The organism is Sphingomonas endophytica (assembly GCF_001476895.1).
Classification (GTDB): domain Bacteria; phylum Pseudomonadota; class Alphaproteobacteria; order Sphingomonadales; family Sphingomonadaceae; genus Sphingomonas; species Sphingomonas endophytica_A.
The window spans coordinates 108,245-123,109 of record NZ_LDTB01000010.1; the positions used below are offsets into that span (position 1 = coordinate 108,245).

15 protein-coding genes and 1 tRNA gene are annotated in these 14,865 nt (G+C 70.1%); 7 read left to right on the forward strand and 9 right to left on the reverse strand.

Features of this window, described 5'->3' with window-relative positions; all coding sequences use genetic code 11:
- Positions 1–90: 90 nt before the first annotated feature.
- Positions 91–1,725, reverse strand: a complete 1,635-nt coding sequence (locus NS334_RS04605) for a hypothetical protein (RefSeq protein WP_153002587.1) — start codon at positions 1,723–1,725, stop codon at positions 91–93.
- A gap of 492 nt (positions 1,726–2,217) precedes the next feature.
- On the opposite strand from NS334_RS04605, the gene NS334_RS04610 reads away from it, so the two are divergent.
- The 3 genes from NS334_RS04610 (at position 2,218) to NS334_RS04620 (ending at position 5,281) form a co-directional block, all read left to right on the forward strand.
- Entirely contained in the window at positions 2,218–3,924 is a 1,707-nt protein-coding gene (locus tag NS334_RS04610) for a GMC family oxidoreductase (RefSeq protein WP_058754803.1), read from the forward strand.
- Positions 3,921–4,631 carry a gluconate 2-dehydrogenase subunit 3 family protein gene (locus NS334_RS04615; protein WP_058754804.1) on the forward strand — a complete coding sequence of 237 codons (711 nt, stop codon included), beginning with the start codon at positions 3,921–3,923 and terminating at the stop codon, positions 4,629–4,631. Before NS334_RS04610 ends, NS334_RS04615 begins: the two co-directional genes overlap by 4 nt.
- A 185-nt stretch (positions 4,632–4,816) precedes the next feature.
- Positions 4,817–5,281 (forward strand): hypothetical protein, encoded by a 465-nt coding sequence (locus tag NS334_RS04620; RefSeq protein ID WP_058754805.1) that lies wholly within the window; start codon positions 4,817–4,819, stop codon positions 5,279–5,281.
- A gap of 54 nt (positions 5,282–5,335) precedes the next feature.
- Here NS334_RS04620 and NS334_RS04625 read toward each other — a convergent pair whose 3' ends face one another.
- Positions 5,336–5,713 carry a hypothetical protein gene (locus NS334_RS04625; RefSeq protein WP_058754806.1) on the reverse strand — a complete coding sequence of 126 codons (378 nt, stop codon included), beginning with the start codon at positions 5,711–5,713 and terminating at the stop codon, positions 5,336–5,338.
- Between the two features lie 85 nt (positions 5,714–5,798).
- Between NS334_RS04625 and NS334_RS04630 the strand changes: the two genes are divergently transcribed.
- Together NS334_RS04630 and NS334_RS04635 are read left to right on the forward strand one after the other, a co-directional pair.
- Positions 5,799–6,485, forward strand: coding sequence for a hypothetical protein (locus tag NS334_RS04630; RefSeq protein ID WP_058754807.1), 687 nt, complete (start codon positions 5,799–5,801; stop codon positions 6,483–6,485).
- Between the two features lie 27 nt (positions 6,486–6,512).
- On the forward strand, positions 6,513–7,313 hold the full coding sequence (locus NS334_RS04635) for a hypothetical protein (protein WP_058754808.1): 801 nt from the start codon (positions 6,513–6,515) through the stop codon (positions 7,311–7,313).
- Positions 7,314–7,706: 393 nt separating this feature from the next.
- On the opposite strand, the gene NS334_RS04640 is transcribed toward NS334_RS04635, so the two are convergent.
- Positions 7,707–7,783 (reverse strand) — tRNA-Arg (locus tag NS334_RS04640).
- 83 nt (positions 7,784–7,866) lie between these two features.
- On the opposite strand from NS334_RS04640, the gene NS334_RS04645 reads away from it, so the two are divergent.
- On the forward strand, positions 7,867–8,367 hold the full coding sequence (locus tag NS334_RS04645; protein ID WP_058754809.1) for a hypothetical protein: 501 nt from the start codon (positions 7,867–7,869) through the stop codon (positions 8,365–8,367).
- A gap of 4 nt (positions 8,368–8,371) precedes the next feature.
- On the opposite strand, the gene NS334_RS04650 is transcribed toward NS334_RS04645, so the two are convergent.
- The 4 genes from NS334_RS04650 to hemB are packed head-to-tail and all read right to left on the reverse strand — an operon-like array spanning position 8,372 to position 12,603.
- Positions 8,372–10,567 (reverse strand): fused MFS/spermidine synthase, encoded by a 2,196-nt coding sequence (locus NS334_RS04650; protein ID WP_058754810.1) that lies wholly within the window; start codon positions 10,565–10,567, stop codon positions 8,372–8,374.
- Positions 10,560–11,096, reverse strand: coding sequence for a GNAT family N-acetyltransferase (locus tag NS334_RS04655; RefSeq protein WP_058754811.1), 537 nt, complete (start codon positions 11,094–11,096; stop codon positions 10,560–10,562). Before NS334_RS04655 ends, NS334_RS04650 begins: the two co-directional genes overlap by 8 nt.
- The gene (locus NS334_RS04660; protein ID WP_058754812.1) at positions 11,093–11,614 is read right to left on the reverse strand and encodes a GNAT family N-acetyltransferase; all 522 of its coding nucleotides are present in this window, start codon (positions 11,612–11,614) and stop codon (positions 11,093–11,095) included. Before NS334_RS04660 ends, NS334_RS04655 begins: the two co-directional genes overlap by 4 nt.
- Positions 11,611–12,603, reverse strand: coding sequence for a porphobilinogen synthase (hemB, locus tag NS334_RS04665; RefSeq protein ID WP_058754813.1), 993 nt, complete (start codon positions 12,601–12,603; stop codon positions 11,611–11,613). The genes NS334_RS04660 and hemB overlap by 4 nt, the downstream gene beginning before the upstream one ends.
- A gap of 78 nt (positions 12,604–12,681) precedes the next feature.
- Between hemB and NS334_RS04670 the strand changes: the two genes are divergently transcribed.
- Positions 12,682–13,563, forward strand: coding sequence for a diacylglycerol/lipid kinase family protein (locus NS334_RS04670; protein WP_058754814.1), 882 nt, complete (start codon positions 12,682–12,684; stop codon positions 13,561–13,563).
- A 205-nt stretch (positions 13,564–13,768) separates the two neighbouring features.
- Here NS334_RS04670 and NS334_RS04675 read toward each other — a convergent pair whose 3' ends face one another.
- Positions 13,769–14,653, reverse strand: coding sequence for a M23 family metallopeptidase (locus NS334_RS04675; RefSeq protein WP_083500253.1), 885 nt, complete (start codon positions 14,651–14,653; stop codon positions 13,769–13,771).
- The gene (locus NS334_RS04680) at positions 14,653–14,853 is read right to left on the reverse strand and encodes a DUF2093 domain-containing protein (RefSeq protein ID WP_058754905.1); all 201 of its coding nucleotides are present in this window, start codon (positions 14,851–14,853) and stop codon (positions 14,653–14,655) included. The genes NS334_RS04675 and NS334_RS04680 overlap by 1 nt, the downstream gene beginning before the upstream one ends.
- Positions 14,854–14,865 lie beyond the last annotated feature (12 nt).

The following is a 14,865-nucleotide window of genomic DNA, read 5'->3' on the forward strand; positions in this document are numbered from 1 at the left end:
CCGCGCGGTGCTTGCCCCGCCAGCGAAGCGCGATGGCGCGCCGCACCCCGACCGACCAGCGAGCGGCAAGCAGCAAGCCGGCCCTGCGGATCAGGCCGGCTTCTTCTCCTCGTAATAAAGCGGGCCGAGCGCGTCGATGATGGCGGCCGCATCCAGCGCGCGAGCGGGCTCGACCCCCGCATCGACCGTGCGGATGGTCAGCTCGCTCTTGTACCCCGTCGGGATGCTGCTGATCTCGGCACCATATCGCGTCTGCACCAGGCGGCGCGCGTAATCGTTGCGCTTGACGATCACGAACGCCGGCTTGCCCGCCGCCTTCGTCACCTCGGCGGCGCGCAGCAAGGTCATTTCCTGTACCAGCGTCGAGGAGGGCGTGTTGCCGAGGAACTCCACGGTGGTGGTGCCATCGGTGTTGGCGGTCGAACGGAAACCGTCGGTCCGGCTGATTCCGCCGAGCAGGCTGGTGCCCATCGACAGTGCGCCCCCGATCAACGCACCCAGGATGTTGGGGCGCGCGCGTTCGTAATCGACGACGGTCCGCGGCGTCTCGGGAGCGATCAGCACGGCCGGCACCATCTTGACGAGCGCTTCGGCGGCGCCTTCGTCCGCTGACGGTGCGAAGGGGCCGGGATCGGGCACCAACGCCGCCTTGTCCGCCGGCACGGCCTTCTTCAGCGCCTTCAGCAGGTCCACCGTGGCGGCATTGTGCGGCAACGGCGTGCCCGCGAGCGCGCCCAGCGCGTCGGCCGATCGATTCTCGGCAATGGCGATGCGTGCATCGACCTGCCTGGCGCGCTGATCGATGAAGCGTTCCATGGTGCTCCGGACGCCATCGACGGACGCTGCCGGTGTCGACGCCCCCTCCGGCGCGACGGGCACGGTCGGCATGACGGCCGCGACCCGCGCGCGAGCCTCCGCCAGGTCGCGTCGCGCGCCGGCGACATCACCGGTCGCGGCGCGGGCATAGGCCGTATCGAGCGTCATCACCAAAGCGGCGAGCAACTGGTTCGCGGCGGGCGCGCGCATCACAAACGCCATCGGTGCCAGGCGCTCGGTCGGCCATTCGGCCACGACGGCGTCGCGCATCGCGACGACATTGGCGAAGTGTCCCGCTGCGGCCTCGCGGATCAGTAACATGCTGGCCGCGCCGGGATCGAGGCGAAGCAACCCCGCGGTCGCGCCGGCGGTGGCGCCGGGGTCGAGTTGCAGGATCGCGTTGCCGACCTGCTGCACCTCCCACGCATAGGGCCGCGCCGCCATCGCCTGCCGCGCGAGCGTGGTGGCGACCGCCAGATCACCCTGCCGCGCCTGCGCCATCGCCCGCAGCAACGTGAGCGAGACCCCCATGCTCCGCGCGTAGAAGCGGTCGGCGGACAGCGGACCCGCCGCCTGCTCGGCCGCTGCGATGTCGGCCAGCGCCGGGGCGATCTCGCCCGCGCGCAAGTGCGCCGCGGCGCGCGCGCGGAGCAGGTGCGCCTTGCGCAGCGTCTGCGTGGGCAGCAGGCGCGGACTCGCGAGCGCGCGGGTACAGGCGGCGATCGCCTGGGCGGTCATGTCGCCGCCCACCATCTGCCACGGCGTCGTTCCGGGGAAACCGCGCAAGCCGTCGGCCTGCTTGCCGGGATGGACCCGTCCGTCACACGCGTCGAAATCATGCTTGTCGTCCGCGCCCGCTGCGGTCGCAACCAGCATCCCGGCCGCGATCAGCGCTGTCGTTCCCCGCATCATACCCCTGCCCCATTCCGTTACGCGCCATCCGTGCGGCCCCCGCCCCACGTCCCCGCTGTCGCTCGCTTCTTTGTCATAGCGACGAACAATCAATCGTAAACCGCGATTGAAATCACCCGAACCGCTGCGACCCGTCACGGGCGCGAATTCATCGGCCATGATATGGTGGCCAACCGCGATTGGCAGGGCGAGGTGAACCCGCCCCGACCATGCCCGGCCCTACCCCGCTCGTCGGCGGGCAAATCCGGTTTGACGGGCCGTCGCGCGTCAATTCCTTGTAAAGAGGCCGGGAGCCTTTAAGCCTCTCCGCCAGAGCCGGTTTGGCGGGCGCGACGATGGCAGGAGAGTGGTGATGCGGTATACCGTCCGTGCGGGGCGCATGTTGCGGCCCCGCGAAAGGTGCGCCGGCGCGACCGCGCCCCGCACGAAGCGTCCGACCGCGCGTCGGCGGGTGCCGGGCGGGCGGTCGTGCGACGAGGGCGCGGCGGCATGACCGCGACCGCCACGAACGGCGCGGACGCCGCCGTCGACGTCATCATCGTCGGATCCGGCGCGGCGGGCGGCATGGCCGCCTATACGCTGACCAGGGCGGGCGTGCGCTGCCTGATCCTGGAGGCCGGCCGCGACTATGATCCGCAGGCCGAGGTCAACATGTTCGCGCCCGAAAGCGACGCGCCGCTGCGTGGCACGGGCACGTCGGACAAGCCGTTCGGCTATTTCGATGCGACCGTCGATGGCGGCTGGCAGGTCGAGGGCGAGCCCTACACGATGACCGAGGGCAGCGACTTCCGCTGGTGGCGACCGCGGATGCTGGGCGGGCGCACCAACCATTGGGGTCGCCACGTCCCGCGTTTCGGCGCCTATGACTTCAAACCCTTCTCGCGCGACGGGCTCGGCGTCGACTGGCCGATCGGCTACGACGACGTCGCCCCCTTCTATGATCGCGTCGAGCGGATGATCGGGGTGAACGGCGGACCGATCGGGCTGGAGAATCACCCCGACTCGCCGGCCGGCTGCCTGATGCCCCCGCCCAAGCCGCGCGTTCCCGAGCTGTTGATCGCGGCGGCGGCGGAAAGCCTTGGCATCCCGGTGCGCGCCGCGCACACGGCGGTGCTGACGCGCGACATGCCCGACAAGGTCGCGCCACGCAGCGCCTGCTTCAACGCCACGCCCTGCACGCGCGGCTGCACGATCGGCGCGATGTTCCAGACGACCACCTCGCTGCTGCCGATGGCTAAGGCGACCGGCAAGCTGCGCGTCGTCACCGACGCGATGGTGTCGCGCGTGGTGATGGGCGCGCGCGGGCGGGCGGCGGGCGTCGAATATGTCGATCGCAAGACCGGGCAGCGCCACACGGTGACCGCGCGCGCGGTGGTGCTGGCGGCGGGCACCGGAGAGACGACGCGCCTGCTGCTCAACTCCGGCGAAGCGGGCCGTGGCCTCGCCAATTCGTCCGGCGAGCTGGGGCGCAACCTGACCGACTCGACCGGCGCGTCGTTTCGCGCCTTCATCCCCGGACTGGCGGGGCGCCCGCGCTACAACGAGGACGGGATCGGCGGGCAGCATATCTACATCCCGTTCTGGCTCTACGAACAGCAGAAGCGGGGCGAGCTCGACTTCGCGCGCGGCTACCATTTCGAGATCGGCGGCCGGTTCGGCATCCCGTCGGACGCGGTGCTGCCGCGCGTCTGGGGGAAGGATCTGAAACAGGCGGTGCGCAATGCCTCGGGCGCGACGATCAACCTGACGCTGCGCGGCGAGATGATCCCGAACAAGGATACGTTCTGCGAGATCGATCCGACCGTGAAGGACCGCTTCGGCATCCCGGTGCTGCGTTTCGCCTTCCGCTGGTCGCGGCATGAGGTCAATCAGGTCGCGCACGGCCGCCGCGCCGCGCATTCGGTGTTCCGGCGGCTGAACGGCACGATCCTCGATCCCGATCTGCCGCCCGAGAAGATCATGACCGCGGGCGGCGAGATCATCCACGAACTCGGCACCGCGCGCATGGGCGCGGATCCGAGGTCCTCGGTCGTCGACGGCTATGGCCGGACATGGGACGTCGACAATGTCGTGCTGATGGACGGCGCTACCTTCGCCTCCGGCCCCCACAAGAACCCGACGCTGACGATCCTCGCCCTGGCGCTGCGCGCGTCGGAACGGCTCGCCACCCGTCTGTCGTCAGGAGCGCTGGCATGACCTTTTCCCGCCGCACGACGCTGCAATGGCTCGCCACCGCGACCGCGCTGTCGCTCGCCCATCGCGGCGCCGCCGCCACGATCGCCGAGCCGAAGGCGTTCGGTGCGCCGCCACCGTTCAAGGTGGTCGACTGGCCCGCCGGCGTCGCGCCGATGGCGCCCGCCGCCGGCTATGGCCGCGATCCCGACCTGACCGCGCCCAAGGTGCCGTGGCCGCTGACGCTGACCAAGGCCCAGCGCGCGACCGTCGACATGCTGGGCGACATGATCCTGCCGGCGGACGCCGCCTCGCCCGGGGCCGGGACGCTGGGCGTCGGCGCGTTCATCGACGAATGGATCAGCGCCCCCTACGCGCAGCAGCAGGCCGATCGCGCGACGATCCTCGCCGGGCTGGCGTGGATCGATGCGCAGGCGCGCGTGCTGCATGGCGGCGACTTCGCGACGGGCACGCCGGCGCAGCGGGCCGCGTTGCTCGACGCGCTGACCGTCGAGGCGCCCGGTGCGGACATGGTGCGGCCGGTCGCCTTCATGGACCGGTTGCGCAACCTGTTCGTGCTCGGCTTCTACAGCCTGCCGGAGGGCAAGGCCGACATGGGGTATATCGGCGACCAGCCGACCGAAGGCCCCTATCCCGGTCCGAGCAGCGACGCGCGGGCGCATCTCTCCGCGCTCCTGACGACGCTGAAACTGCCGGCGGGCAAGGTTTGACGCCGGCCGGACAACGTCTGCCGTAGCGTCCGGGAGCGCGGGCGCCCGCCGTGTCGATACAGACCGGATCCGCCTGCCCGTCCCCGCGCCCGCCCGATCGCCGCTGTCCGATCGCATGCTTGCCGTCGAACCCTTAGCGCGTCAAAGGGCGGCCGACGACCATCGTAGCCGATAGGGAGCAACTCATGTATGCAGAATTGATCCTGTTGCTGAGTGGCCGGACGCTGGATGAGGAAACCGCGCAGGCGAAATCGATCGAGCTCGAAGCGGCGCTGAACGAGCCCGAGGAATGGATGCTCCATCTCGATCCCGAGGAGATCAGGCAGCTGACCGTCGAGATCGCGATCATCGACTATGTCCTGATCGGCGACAAGATCGACGAGCTTCACGAACTGATCAGCCATGAATTCGCAGAGCCGCTGAAGCCGTTCCCCACGCGCGAGGATAACGAGAAGGTCCGGGTCGCGGAGTATTTCGCCTGGCTCGACCGCGAGCTGGACGCCCGGTCCCCGTCATGGGAACTGCTGGCGTGGGACAATGATATCGATGACAACCTGCACGTCATCATCGTCCGCCGCTCGGATACCGACAATATCCTGGCGCTGGCCGGCACGATGGGGTTGCGCGCGCGGCGCGCGACGGACGTCTGACCGGCACGATCATCGCCGCTCGGCCGTCTCCACGAGGGACGGCCGACGCTGCCGTCACGTCCGGACGCGCGGGACGATGAACATCGCACGGGCGGGACTGTCCTCGGCCCGCGCGCGCCGGCGCACGCGCAGCATCGCATAGGCCAGCACCACCAGCCCGGCCAGCCAAAGCGCGAACGTCACGACGAAATGGCCGGTCAGCGCGAACAGCATGAAGCCGAGCAGCAACCGGCTGAGCGGTCCCGCGCGGCGCAACGCCAGCCACACGAACGGCGCGAGCACCACTGTGCCCAACAGCGCGACGAGCAGCGCGGCATATCCGCATCCCCCCTCGAAACACGAACCGAAGACGCCGGGCTCGATCGCATTCGCGATGGCCGTGCCCGCCAGCGAGAGGACGAAGGCGAGCAGCAGGGATAACGGAAGCCTCATGCATCCCATGCGTGGCGGCGACGTGCCCGTGGGTCAAGGTCAGCCCGCCGTTGCCCCGGCCGCCGCGTGCTGGCAGGATCGCGACATGATCCGCAGCATGTCCGTCATCCTGCCCCTCGCCCTGGCGCTCGCCATGCCGGCCCCTGCCCTGGGACAATCCGCCGCCTCGCAGGCGGAGCCCGCCGCCACCGCCCCGTTGACCCCGGAGATGCTCGGCGATGCGCTGTCCTGCCGGTCGCGCGACGCGCTCTGGGCCTTCGCCGACGCGCTATTCCGCGATCCCGGATCGCCAGCCTGGATGCAGGAGATGCCGGACGACCCCGCGACGAAGGGGATGCTGGGCGTCGCGGGATACAAGCTCGCCATGCCGGTCCTGCTGCTGGGGCAGCGGGTCGATCGCGTCTACTTCCTGAACGACTGGATCGTGACGCTCTGGCCGCGCAAGGTCGCGGAGGCGTTCGTCGCGGCGCAGTCGATGAAACGCGCCCCGATCACGGTCACCGAGCAATATTATCGCTTCATCGATCCCGACGACGGCCCGATGCTGGGCGCGTTCGCGCCGACCGGCAACACCACCGCCGCGTTGCTGGCCAAGGCGCTCGGCGCGAAGACATCCCCGCCACCGCCCGCCACAAGCCTGTTCGTCGGCTGCAATTACGCCGCGGTGTCGGAGGCGAAGTTCCTCGATCTCGCGCGTCGCGCATCGGGGCTGGCCACGGACGCAAGCCGCGACGTGGCCGACGACGTCCGTGCGATCGTGCCGCCGAAGTAACCGCACCTTCATCTCCGGGATACAGGGATGACCGACGGCAATTCCCAACTGGCCAGCCGCTATGCGGACCGCGTCCTGGCGCTCGTCCGTCATTGCCCCGCCGGCAAGTCGCTGAACGTGCGCGACAAGGACCGCTTCGTCCAATGCGTGCGCCGGGGCGACCGCGCGGTACTGGACCTGAAGATGGGGCTGCGTTCCGACGTATCGGGGGCGGCGCTGCTCCATGCGCGGTTCCGCCTCCACATCCCGCCGGACGGTGAGCCCAGCCTGTCGCTGCACCATCTCGAAGGGCGACGGGAGACCGCGCACCTGACCGGACGGCAGGAAAAGTATCTCTCTGCGCTGATGGCCTGGGCCGGGCAGGCTCTGCCCGGAGCGTCGCCGGTGGCGCAAAGCCCGCGAGTACCGCTTTGGCAGCGGCAGTTCGCCGACCTCTACCACCTGTTGTCCGATGTTCCGGTCGCGCTCGCCCGACGACGGCTTCGCGAGGCGTTTTTCGTCGATCAGCAGGATGCGACGGAATCGACGCGCATGGAGGCCTTCCTCGACATGATGCGCGACGAGGGCTGGATCGCGCTGGTCGACGGGAAAGAGGAAACCGTCGACGACATCATCCTCCAGCTCGTCGAACAACGGCTTCCAGGGTCGACGGACGCGTGCGATTCCACCGCGCTGGCGGAAAGCGGGCACGACCTCGTCCTGCTGGACGACGGTAGCGACCAGTCCGCGATTGCCGTTCTGGCGCGCGGGAGCGTCACGACCGTCGGACAACTGCTGGCCGACCTTGCTCCGCAGATGACCGTTCGGAGGTTCGACGTCCCCGCCTAGACGTTTGACGGCGCCCCGGCATCGGCGATGAGAGGAGGCGCTCCGCACCGCCGGGTCCCGAGAGCCAAAACCACGCCGCTCGACAGCCGCCGATCATCGGCACGCGACCGGCCAGGGCTCCGCGATGACGGATGCCGCCTGTCCCGCCTGGCGCCATCACGCGGGTAGACGATCCCGCGCGGCGCCGACCGGCGCTGCTCGCTGCTATCCTGACGGACAGCAAACCACATGCCCCCGACGCGAACGCGCGCTTCGACAGGGAAAGGGCATAATGTTGGGAGCACGCCAAGCGCCTCACCGAAGACGTCGCGCGAACGAACGCCAGATGTCGAAACAAACCACCAAAAACAAACCCCCGCCAGCACTTGGCTGGCGGGGGTTGGTGTTCCACAATGGCGCGCCCGGAACGATTCGAACGTCCGACCCTCAGATTCGTAGTCTGATGCTCTATCCAGCTGAGCTACGGGCGCGTTGTGGAGCGGCGCTGTTAGCCGGCGAATCGGAGGCGTGCAAGTGCATTGCGTCATTTTTTTCGGCCCTCTAGGCAAAAAACATGATCCGCCCGCTTTTCCCGCTCGTCCTGCTGACGCTCGCCACCGCCTGTGCCGCCGATCCGACCGTCTATCCGTCGCTGGCGCCGCGACCGGTGGAGAAGCTGGGGTTCGAGGAACCGGCGCCTCCGCCCCCGCCCCCGGCCGTGGCCGACCCGGCGCTCGACACCCGGCTGGCCGCGCTGCGGGCGACGGCGGGGGCGGCAGCGCGCGATTTCGACCGGGCGGCGGAACGCGCCGCGACCCTGGCGACGGCGGCACGTGGCGCGGCCGTCGGCAGCGACCGCTGGATCGCGGCGCAGACCGCGATCGCCGAACTCGACGCGCTCCGCTCCGCCTATGGCGACACGGTCGGGGAACTGGACGAGCTGGCGAGCGCACGCGCGCAGGCGTTGCAGCCCGGCTACGCGCCGCTGGAGCGCGCGCTGGCAACCGCGCGGGAGACGGCCGCCGCGCAAAGCCGCCGGATCGACGCGCTGACCGCGATGCTGAAGACTGCCTGACCGCTCAGAGCGTCAGCAGCGGCACGATGCTGGCATAATCGTCGGTCCATGGCCGAAAGCCGGGGCGCGGTCGTAGCGCGCGCCAGTCACCGCGCCCGGTCGCGATCGCCAGCGCCCACGGATCGCGCGTCATCACCACCCAGGACGACGGCGTCTCCTCCTCCTGCAACAGCGACGGCGCGTGATCGAGGACCAGCGCCTGCCACCCGCCGGCCCGCGCCGCCGCCGCGATGACCGGGCGCAGATTGACGAAGCGGTTGGAGATATGGACCGCCAGCACGCCATGCCGCGACAGTACGCGCGCATAGAGCGCGAACGCCTCGCGGGTCAGCAGGTGCATCGGCACGGCATCGGACGAAAAGGCATCGAGCGCGAGCAGGTCGAGACTGGCGGCGGGCGCGCGTTCCAGCGAGCGGCGCGCATCGCCCAGCACGATCGCGGCGTGCGGCGCACAATCGGCCAGGAAGGTGAAGCGCCGCGCGCGGCTGAGCGCCGCCATCGCCGGATCGATCTCGTAGAAGGTCCAGTGCTGCCCCGGTTGCGCGTAACAGGCCAGCGTCCCGGTCCCCAGCCCCACGACGCCGATCCGCGCACCCGGACCGAACAGCAGGGGCGCGGCGCGCATCGCGTGACCCACGCCGGAATCGGGCGTGTAATAGGTGGTCGGCCTCCGCTCTCGCGCCGGGGATCCGGTGAGCTGCACGCCGTGCAGCGTGGTGCCGTGGGTCAGCGTGCGACGCCGCGCTTCCTGCGCGACGGTATAGACCCCGAAATAGCTCCGCAGCCGTGCGCCCGGCTCCAGCGACAGCGACACCGACCGCAGCCCGCCGAACAGCAGCAGCCCGCTCGCCAGCACCAGCATGTACGGCGCGCGCGCGCCGAGCGTCAGCAGGCCGGCCAGCGCGATCGCCGTGAAGATCGGGACCGGATGCCGCAGCTCCCGCCATCCCCCCGGCTCCCCCGCCGTGATCGATGCTGCGATCACCAGCACGACCGCGATCGCGATCGACGCGCCGACGATCACGCCGCGCCGATGCCAGAACGCGCGCAGCCCCGCGCTCAGATAGGTTTGCGGCACCAGCAACCCGCTGGCGAGGATCAGCAGCGGATATTCCCACGTCCAGTCGAACAGCGCCGGCGCGATCAGCCCCGCGAACACGCCGCCCAGCGCCCCGCCGAACGACATCGCCAGATAGAAGCCGGTCAGCCGCGCCGGCTCGGGGCGCAGGCGATACAAGCGCGTGTGGAGCGCGACCGCGATCATGAACAGCAGCAGCAGCGCCATGATCGCGCTCAGCGTCGCCCGATCCGCGAAGCCGCCCATCATGACGCCGCCGAACAGCACGATCGTGATCGGCGCGGCGGAGGTCAGCATGTCCGCCAGATCGCGCCGCGCGGCAAAGGCGATCGAGAAGCTGAGCAGGTACAGGCCGAGCGGGATCACCCAGAGCAGCGGCATCGCGACCAGATCGGTGCTGACGAACGTGCTGGTCGCCAGCATCATCCCCGACGGCACGAAGCCGAGCACGATCCAGCGCGCGACCATCGCGCGGGTCGGCGCCGGTTGTCGCGCCGCCGCGATCGCCGGTGCGCGCCCTGCCGGCAGCCGCAGCGCGCAGCCGACGACCAGCGCGATGAGCAGCACATAGCCGCCGCTCCACGCCCAGCGCTGCCGCGTGACGCTCAGCATCGGCTCCATGAGCAGCGGAAAGGCGAGCAGCCCGGCGAAGCTTCCCAGATTCGACGCCGCGTACAGCGCATAGGGGTCGGCCCCCGGCCGCACCGTCGCGAACCACCGTTGCAACAGCGGCGCCTGCGCGGAGACGGCGAAGAACAACGGCCCGATCGAGATCGCGAACAGATACGGCACCCATAGCGCCGGCTCGGCATCGGCGGGCAGCACCCGGTCGGTCAGCCCGATCGGCAGGAAGGCGCAGGCGGCGAGCAGCACGCCGAGATGGACGATGCCCTGCCGCCGCGGCGCGACGCGGCCGAGCAGATGCGCATAGCCATACCCGCCGAGCAGCAGCGCCTGATAGACCAGCATCGCCGAATTCCACACCGCCGGCGCGCCGCCCAGCCGTGGCAGCGCGATCCGCGCGATCATCGGCTGGACCAGGAACAGCAGGAACGATCCGGTCAGGATCGTCAGCACGAACAGCGCCCGCATCCCGCCGCGTGCGGGTCCGGCGTCAGTCATCCGCCGGGCGGGCGATTCGGTAGAGGATGTGGCGTCGCAAGGCGCTGTCCGGCGGGAGGTCGGGGTGATCGAAGTCGCCATCGTGAACGCGCGACATGCCCAGCCGCTCCATCAACCCCCGGCTCCGCCGATTGGCGGGAACGGTCACCGCGAACACCCGATCGGTGCCGCGCCGCCATTCGTCGGCAAGCACGGCGCGCGCCGCCTCTTCGGCATAGCCCTGTCCCCAGGCATCGCGCACCAGCCGCCATCCGATCTCCGGCAGGCCGGCGATCGGGCTGCGCGCTGGGCCGGGCTCGACCCCGCAGAAGCCGAGGAACGCGCCATCGTCGCGCCGCTCGACCACCCAGAAGCAGCGCCCGAAGCGCGCCGCCGTCCCGCGCTGTTCGCCGACCATCGCCTCGGCGCCGGCCATGCTGGTCAGGCCGCCGAGATAGCGCATGACCTCCGTATCCTGCCCCATCGCGTGGAAGGGCGCGATGTCGTCATCCCGCCACCCGCGCAGCCTCAGCCGCGTCGTGTCGATCACGCGCGGTCGAGCCGATAGGTGACGGTATCGGCCCCTTCGGACCCCGCAGGATATTTCGGATGCTGGAAATCCATTGCGGCGATGTGCCGCATCCCCAGCCGCTCCATGAGCGCGCGACTGGCGACGTTGCGCCGCGCGGTGATCGCGTGGATCGCGGGTTCCGGGCGATGCGCCCACGCCCAGTCGCGCCACGCGCTCGCCGCCTCGCGGGCATAGCCGCCGCCCCACCACGGGCGGCCGATCATCCAGCCGATCTCCAACAGGCCCTCGATCGGCGTACCGGGCGCTCCCGGCTTCAGCCCGACATGCCCGATCACCGCGCCCTCGCCGCGCAATTCGACCACGCCGAAGCCCAGCGGCGCATAACCGGCATGGCGTTCCAGCACCGCCAGGCACGCCGCCTCATCCTTCGGCCCGCCCAGATCGGCGGTGACGAGCGGATCGGCCCACATCGCGAACAGCGCCGCATGATCCGCCGCCACCGGCGGACGCAGGATCAGGCGTTCGGTTGCGATCACGCGGCCAGCAACCGCGCGGCATGCGCGGCATGGTACGTCAGCACGCCCGAACAGCCCGCGCGCTTGAACGCCAGCAACGTCTCCAGCACCATCGCGTCGCGGTCCGCCGCGCCGGCCGCGACCGCCGCCTCGATCATCGCATATTCGCCCGAGACCTGATAGGCGAAGACCGGCACTGCGAACGCCTGTTTCACCTTCGCGACGATGTCCAGATACGGCAGACCCGGCTTGACCATCACGCTGTCGGCGCCCTCGGCCAGGTCGAGCGCGACCTCGCGCAGCGCCTCCTCGGCATTGGACGGGTCCATCTGATAGGTGGTCTTGTCGCCCTTCAGCAGCCCGCGACTGCCCACCGCATCGCGGAACGGGCCGTAGAAGGCGGAAGCATATTTGGCGGCATAGGCCATGATCTGGGTGTTGACGAACCCCTCGCGCTCCAGCGCGGCACGGATCAGCCCGACACGCCCGTCCATCATGTCGCTGGGCGCGATCACATCGGCCCCGGCGCGCGCCTGATTGAGCGATTGTTCGACCAGCAGCTCGACGGTCGCGTCGTTGCGGACATAGCCGCGATCGTCGACCAGCCCGTCATGCCCGTGCGCGGTATAGGGATCGAGCGCGACGTCGGTCAGCAAGCCGATCTCCGGCACCGCCTCGCGGATCGCGCGCAGCGCGCGGCACATGAGGTTGTCGGGGTTCAGCGCCTCCGCACCGTCGTCGCTGCGCCGGTCGCGCGGCGTGTTGGGGAACAGCGCCAGGCACGGAATGCCCAGATCGCGCGCCTCCTTCGCGCGGTGGACGATCATGTCGACCGACCAGCGCGAGACGCCCGGCAGGGTCGCGATCGGCTCCTCGACGCCCGCGCCGTCGGTGACGAACAGCGGCCAGATCAGGTCGGCGGGGGTGAGGACATTCTCGGCATGGAGCCTGCGGCTCCATGCGGCGGCACGGGTGCGGCGCAAGCGCAACGCGGGAAAAGCAGCGTGCATGGCCGCGTATCTCCCGCAAAGCGCACGACGACGCAAGCGTTACGGAAGCGGAACGCCCTGTCGTGCGTTAAGGCGCGCATGAGAGAGATCCGCTCCGCCGCCCTGATCGTCAACGCCCGTTCACGCCGGGGCCGCAAATTGTTCAAGCGTGCGTGCCTGCGCCTGCGCGACCTGCCGTTCAGCGTCGTGCCCTATGCGGTGAAGGATCCCGCGCACCTCGACCGCACGGTCCGCAAGGCGCTGGAGCGCAAGCCCGATCTGGTGATCCTGGGCGGCGGCGACGGCACGATCAGCGGGCTGGTCGACCTGCTGGTCGGGCACGACGTGATCCTCGGCGTCCTGCCGCTCGGCACCGCGAACAGCTTCGCGCGCTCGCTGGGGCTGCCGCTCGACATCGACGGGGCGATCGACGTGCTGCGCGACGGCGTGCCGAAGCGGATCGACCTGGGCATGATCGACGACGATTATTTCGCCAATTGCGCCGCGATGGGGCTCAGCCCGCAGATCGCCGAGACGGTGCCGCACAATCTGAAGAAGGTGCTGGGGCGCGTCGGCTATCTCGGCTGGGCGGGGTATCAGCTGTCGCGCTTCAAGCCGTTCACGCTCTACGTCGACAATGGCGAGGGCGAGAAGAAGCTGCGCGTGGTCGAGGTCCGCATCTCCAACGGCCCCTACCACGGCGGCACGTGGCTGGTGGACGAGGCGGGAATCGCGTCGGGCGAGATCGTCGTTCAGGCGGTACGCGGCCATTACAAGCGGCGGCTGGTCCGCAACTGGGCGTACAGCTTCCTGGGCCGCAGTGAGCGGCATCACGATACGGTCAGCTTCTCGGGCACGTCGATCAGGATCCGCACCGATCCGCCGCTGCCGATCTCGATCGACGGAGAGGTGCTGGCGCAGACCCCCGTCACCGCGCATGTCGCGCCCGGGGTGATCGAGGTAATGGTGCCGAAGGGGTGATCGCCCCCGCGACGGTCCGAACTACCGTCGCCGTGCCGGACGTGATCGCAACCTCTGAGGAAGCCGGATCCTCTGCCGTGCTCCATACGTAACCCCGGCGTAGGCCGGGGTGACGTATGGAAAAGAGGCGGGAACACCGACCTTCGCACACGCCTCAGTAAAGCTCCGCGCCACGGAGCAACCGGCGCGATCCCACCCGCAGCCCCTATCGCATCGCCCCCGCTACCGGCTGTGGATCGATCCGCGCGCCGTTCCAGGTCATCGCCCAGTGCAGATGCGGCCCTGTCGCCCGCCCGGTCCGCCCGACCAGCCCGATCGGCTCACCCTGCCGCACATGCTGCCCGACCGCCACATCGATCCGCGACAGATGCAGGAACGCGCTGGTCAGCCCGTGCCCGTGGTCGAGGATCAGCAGCCGCCCCTCCAGCGTGAACGGCGGATCGGCGGCCAGCGTCACGACCCCGTCCGCCGGCGCGATCACGCGCGCGCCCTCCGGCTTAGCGACGTCGACGCCGCCGTGATAGCTGCCCGGCTCCCCGGCGTAGATCCGCTGCGCGCCGAACAATCCGGAGATGCGCCCGGTCGCCGGCCAGACGAAATGCTGGCGCCAGCCGTCGGCATCACTGCCGACGTTCCGCGCCGCGACGATCCGCGCCATTTCGCCGGCCCGGCGACGCGCGAACTCCGCGCTGGGCACCGGCACCTTGCGAAGCGTCGGCAACCGCTCGATCCGCCACGTCCCCGGCGCGACCGGCAGCGTGGCAGCCAGCGTTGTCCCGTCCGCCGATTCCGCGACCAGCAGCGCCCGCGGCCCCGCGTCCCGGTCGAAGGCGATCACGAACCGTCCATCCGGCGCGACCGCGACCGGCTTGCCGTCGAGCGTCAGCGACCGCGTGCCCGCCGGCACCGTTCCCAACGCCAGTCCGCCCTGCCGCATTCCGTCGCCCAGCCCGAAACGCTCCGGCGGCACGGCCGGCGGCGGCGGTGTGGTCAGCATCGGCGCGGCTGCCGCGACGGCCGGCGGCGCGACGACCAGCGCGTCCACGCACGCCACCGCCAGCGACGACCACGCCATCTTCACCGACCGCATCACCGCGGCGCCATTTCCTCCATCGCCACCGCACCGCTGGCGAACGGGCGTTGCGTGGTGACGTCCCAATAGCGGAGGTCCTCCAGCGCGATCCGCGCGCCCGTCACCGCGCAGACGACATGATCGCCGGGCGACAGGACCCGGAAGCCATTGGCCATGTAATGCAACTTGGCGGCACGGTCGGTATGGGACATCAACATCGGGCTCGGCAC

Coding starts and splice junctions, on each gene's coding strand:
- NS334_RS04605 (WP_153002587.1), bottom strand. CDS start 1,725: ATGCGGGGAACGACAGCGCTGATCGCGGCCGGGATGCTGGTTGCGACC.
- NS334_RS04610 (WP_058754803.1), top strand. CDS start 2,218: ATGACCGCGACCGCCACGAACGGCGCGGACGCCGCCGTCGACGTCATC.
- NS334_RS04615 (WP_058754804.1), top strand. CDS start 3,921: ATGACCTTTTCCCGCCGCACGACGCTGCAATGGCTCGCCACCGCGACC.
- NS334_RS04620 (WP_058754805.1), top strand. CDS start 4,817: ATGTATGCAGAATTGATCCTGTTGCTGAGTGGCCGGACGCTGGATGAG.
- NS334_RS04625 (WP_058754806.1), bottom strand. CDS start 5,713: ATGAGGCTTCCGTTATCCCTGCTGCTCGCCTTCGTCCTCTCGCTGGCG.
- NS334_RS04630 (WP_058754807.1), top strand. CDS start 5,799: ATGATCCGCAGCATGTCCGTCATCCTGCCCCTCGCCCTGGCGCTCGCC.
- NS334_RS04635 (WP_058754808.1), top strand. CDS start 6,513: ATGACCGACGGCAATTCCCAACTGGCCAGCCGCTATGCGGACCGCGTC.
- NS334_RS04645 (WP_058754809.1), top strand. CDS start 7,867: ATGATCCGCCCGCTTTTCCCGCTCGTCCTGCTGACGCTCGCCACCGCC.
- NS334_RS04650 (WP_058754810.1), bottom strand. CDS start 10,567: ATGACTGACGCCGGACCCGCACGCGGCGGGATGCGGGCGCTGTTCGTG.
- hemB (WP_058754813.1), bottom strand. CDS start 12,603: ATGCACGCTGCTTTTCCCGCGTTGCGCTTGCGCCGCACCCGTGCCGCC.
- NS334_RS04670 (WP_058754814.1), top strand. CDS start 12,682: ATGAGAGAGATCCGCTCCGCCGCCCTGATCGTCAACGCCCGTTCACGC.
- NS334_RS04675 (WP_083500253.1), bottom strand. CDS start 14,653: ATGCGGTCGGTGAAGATGGCGTGGTCGTCGCTGGCGGTGGCGTGCGTG.
- NS334_RS04680 (WP_058754905.1), bottom strand. CDS start 14,853: ATGTTGATGTCCCATACCGACCGTGCCGCCAAGTTGCATTACATGGCC.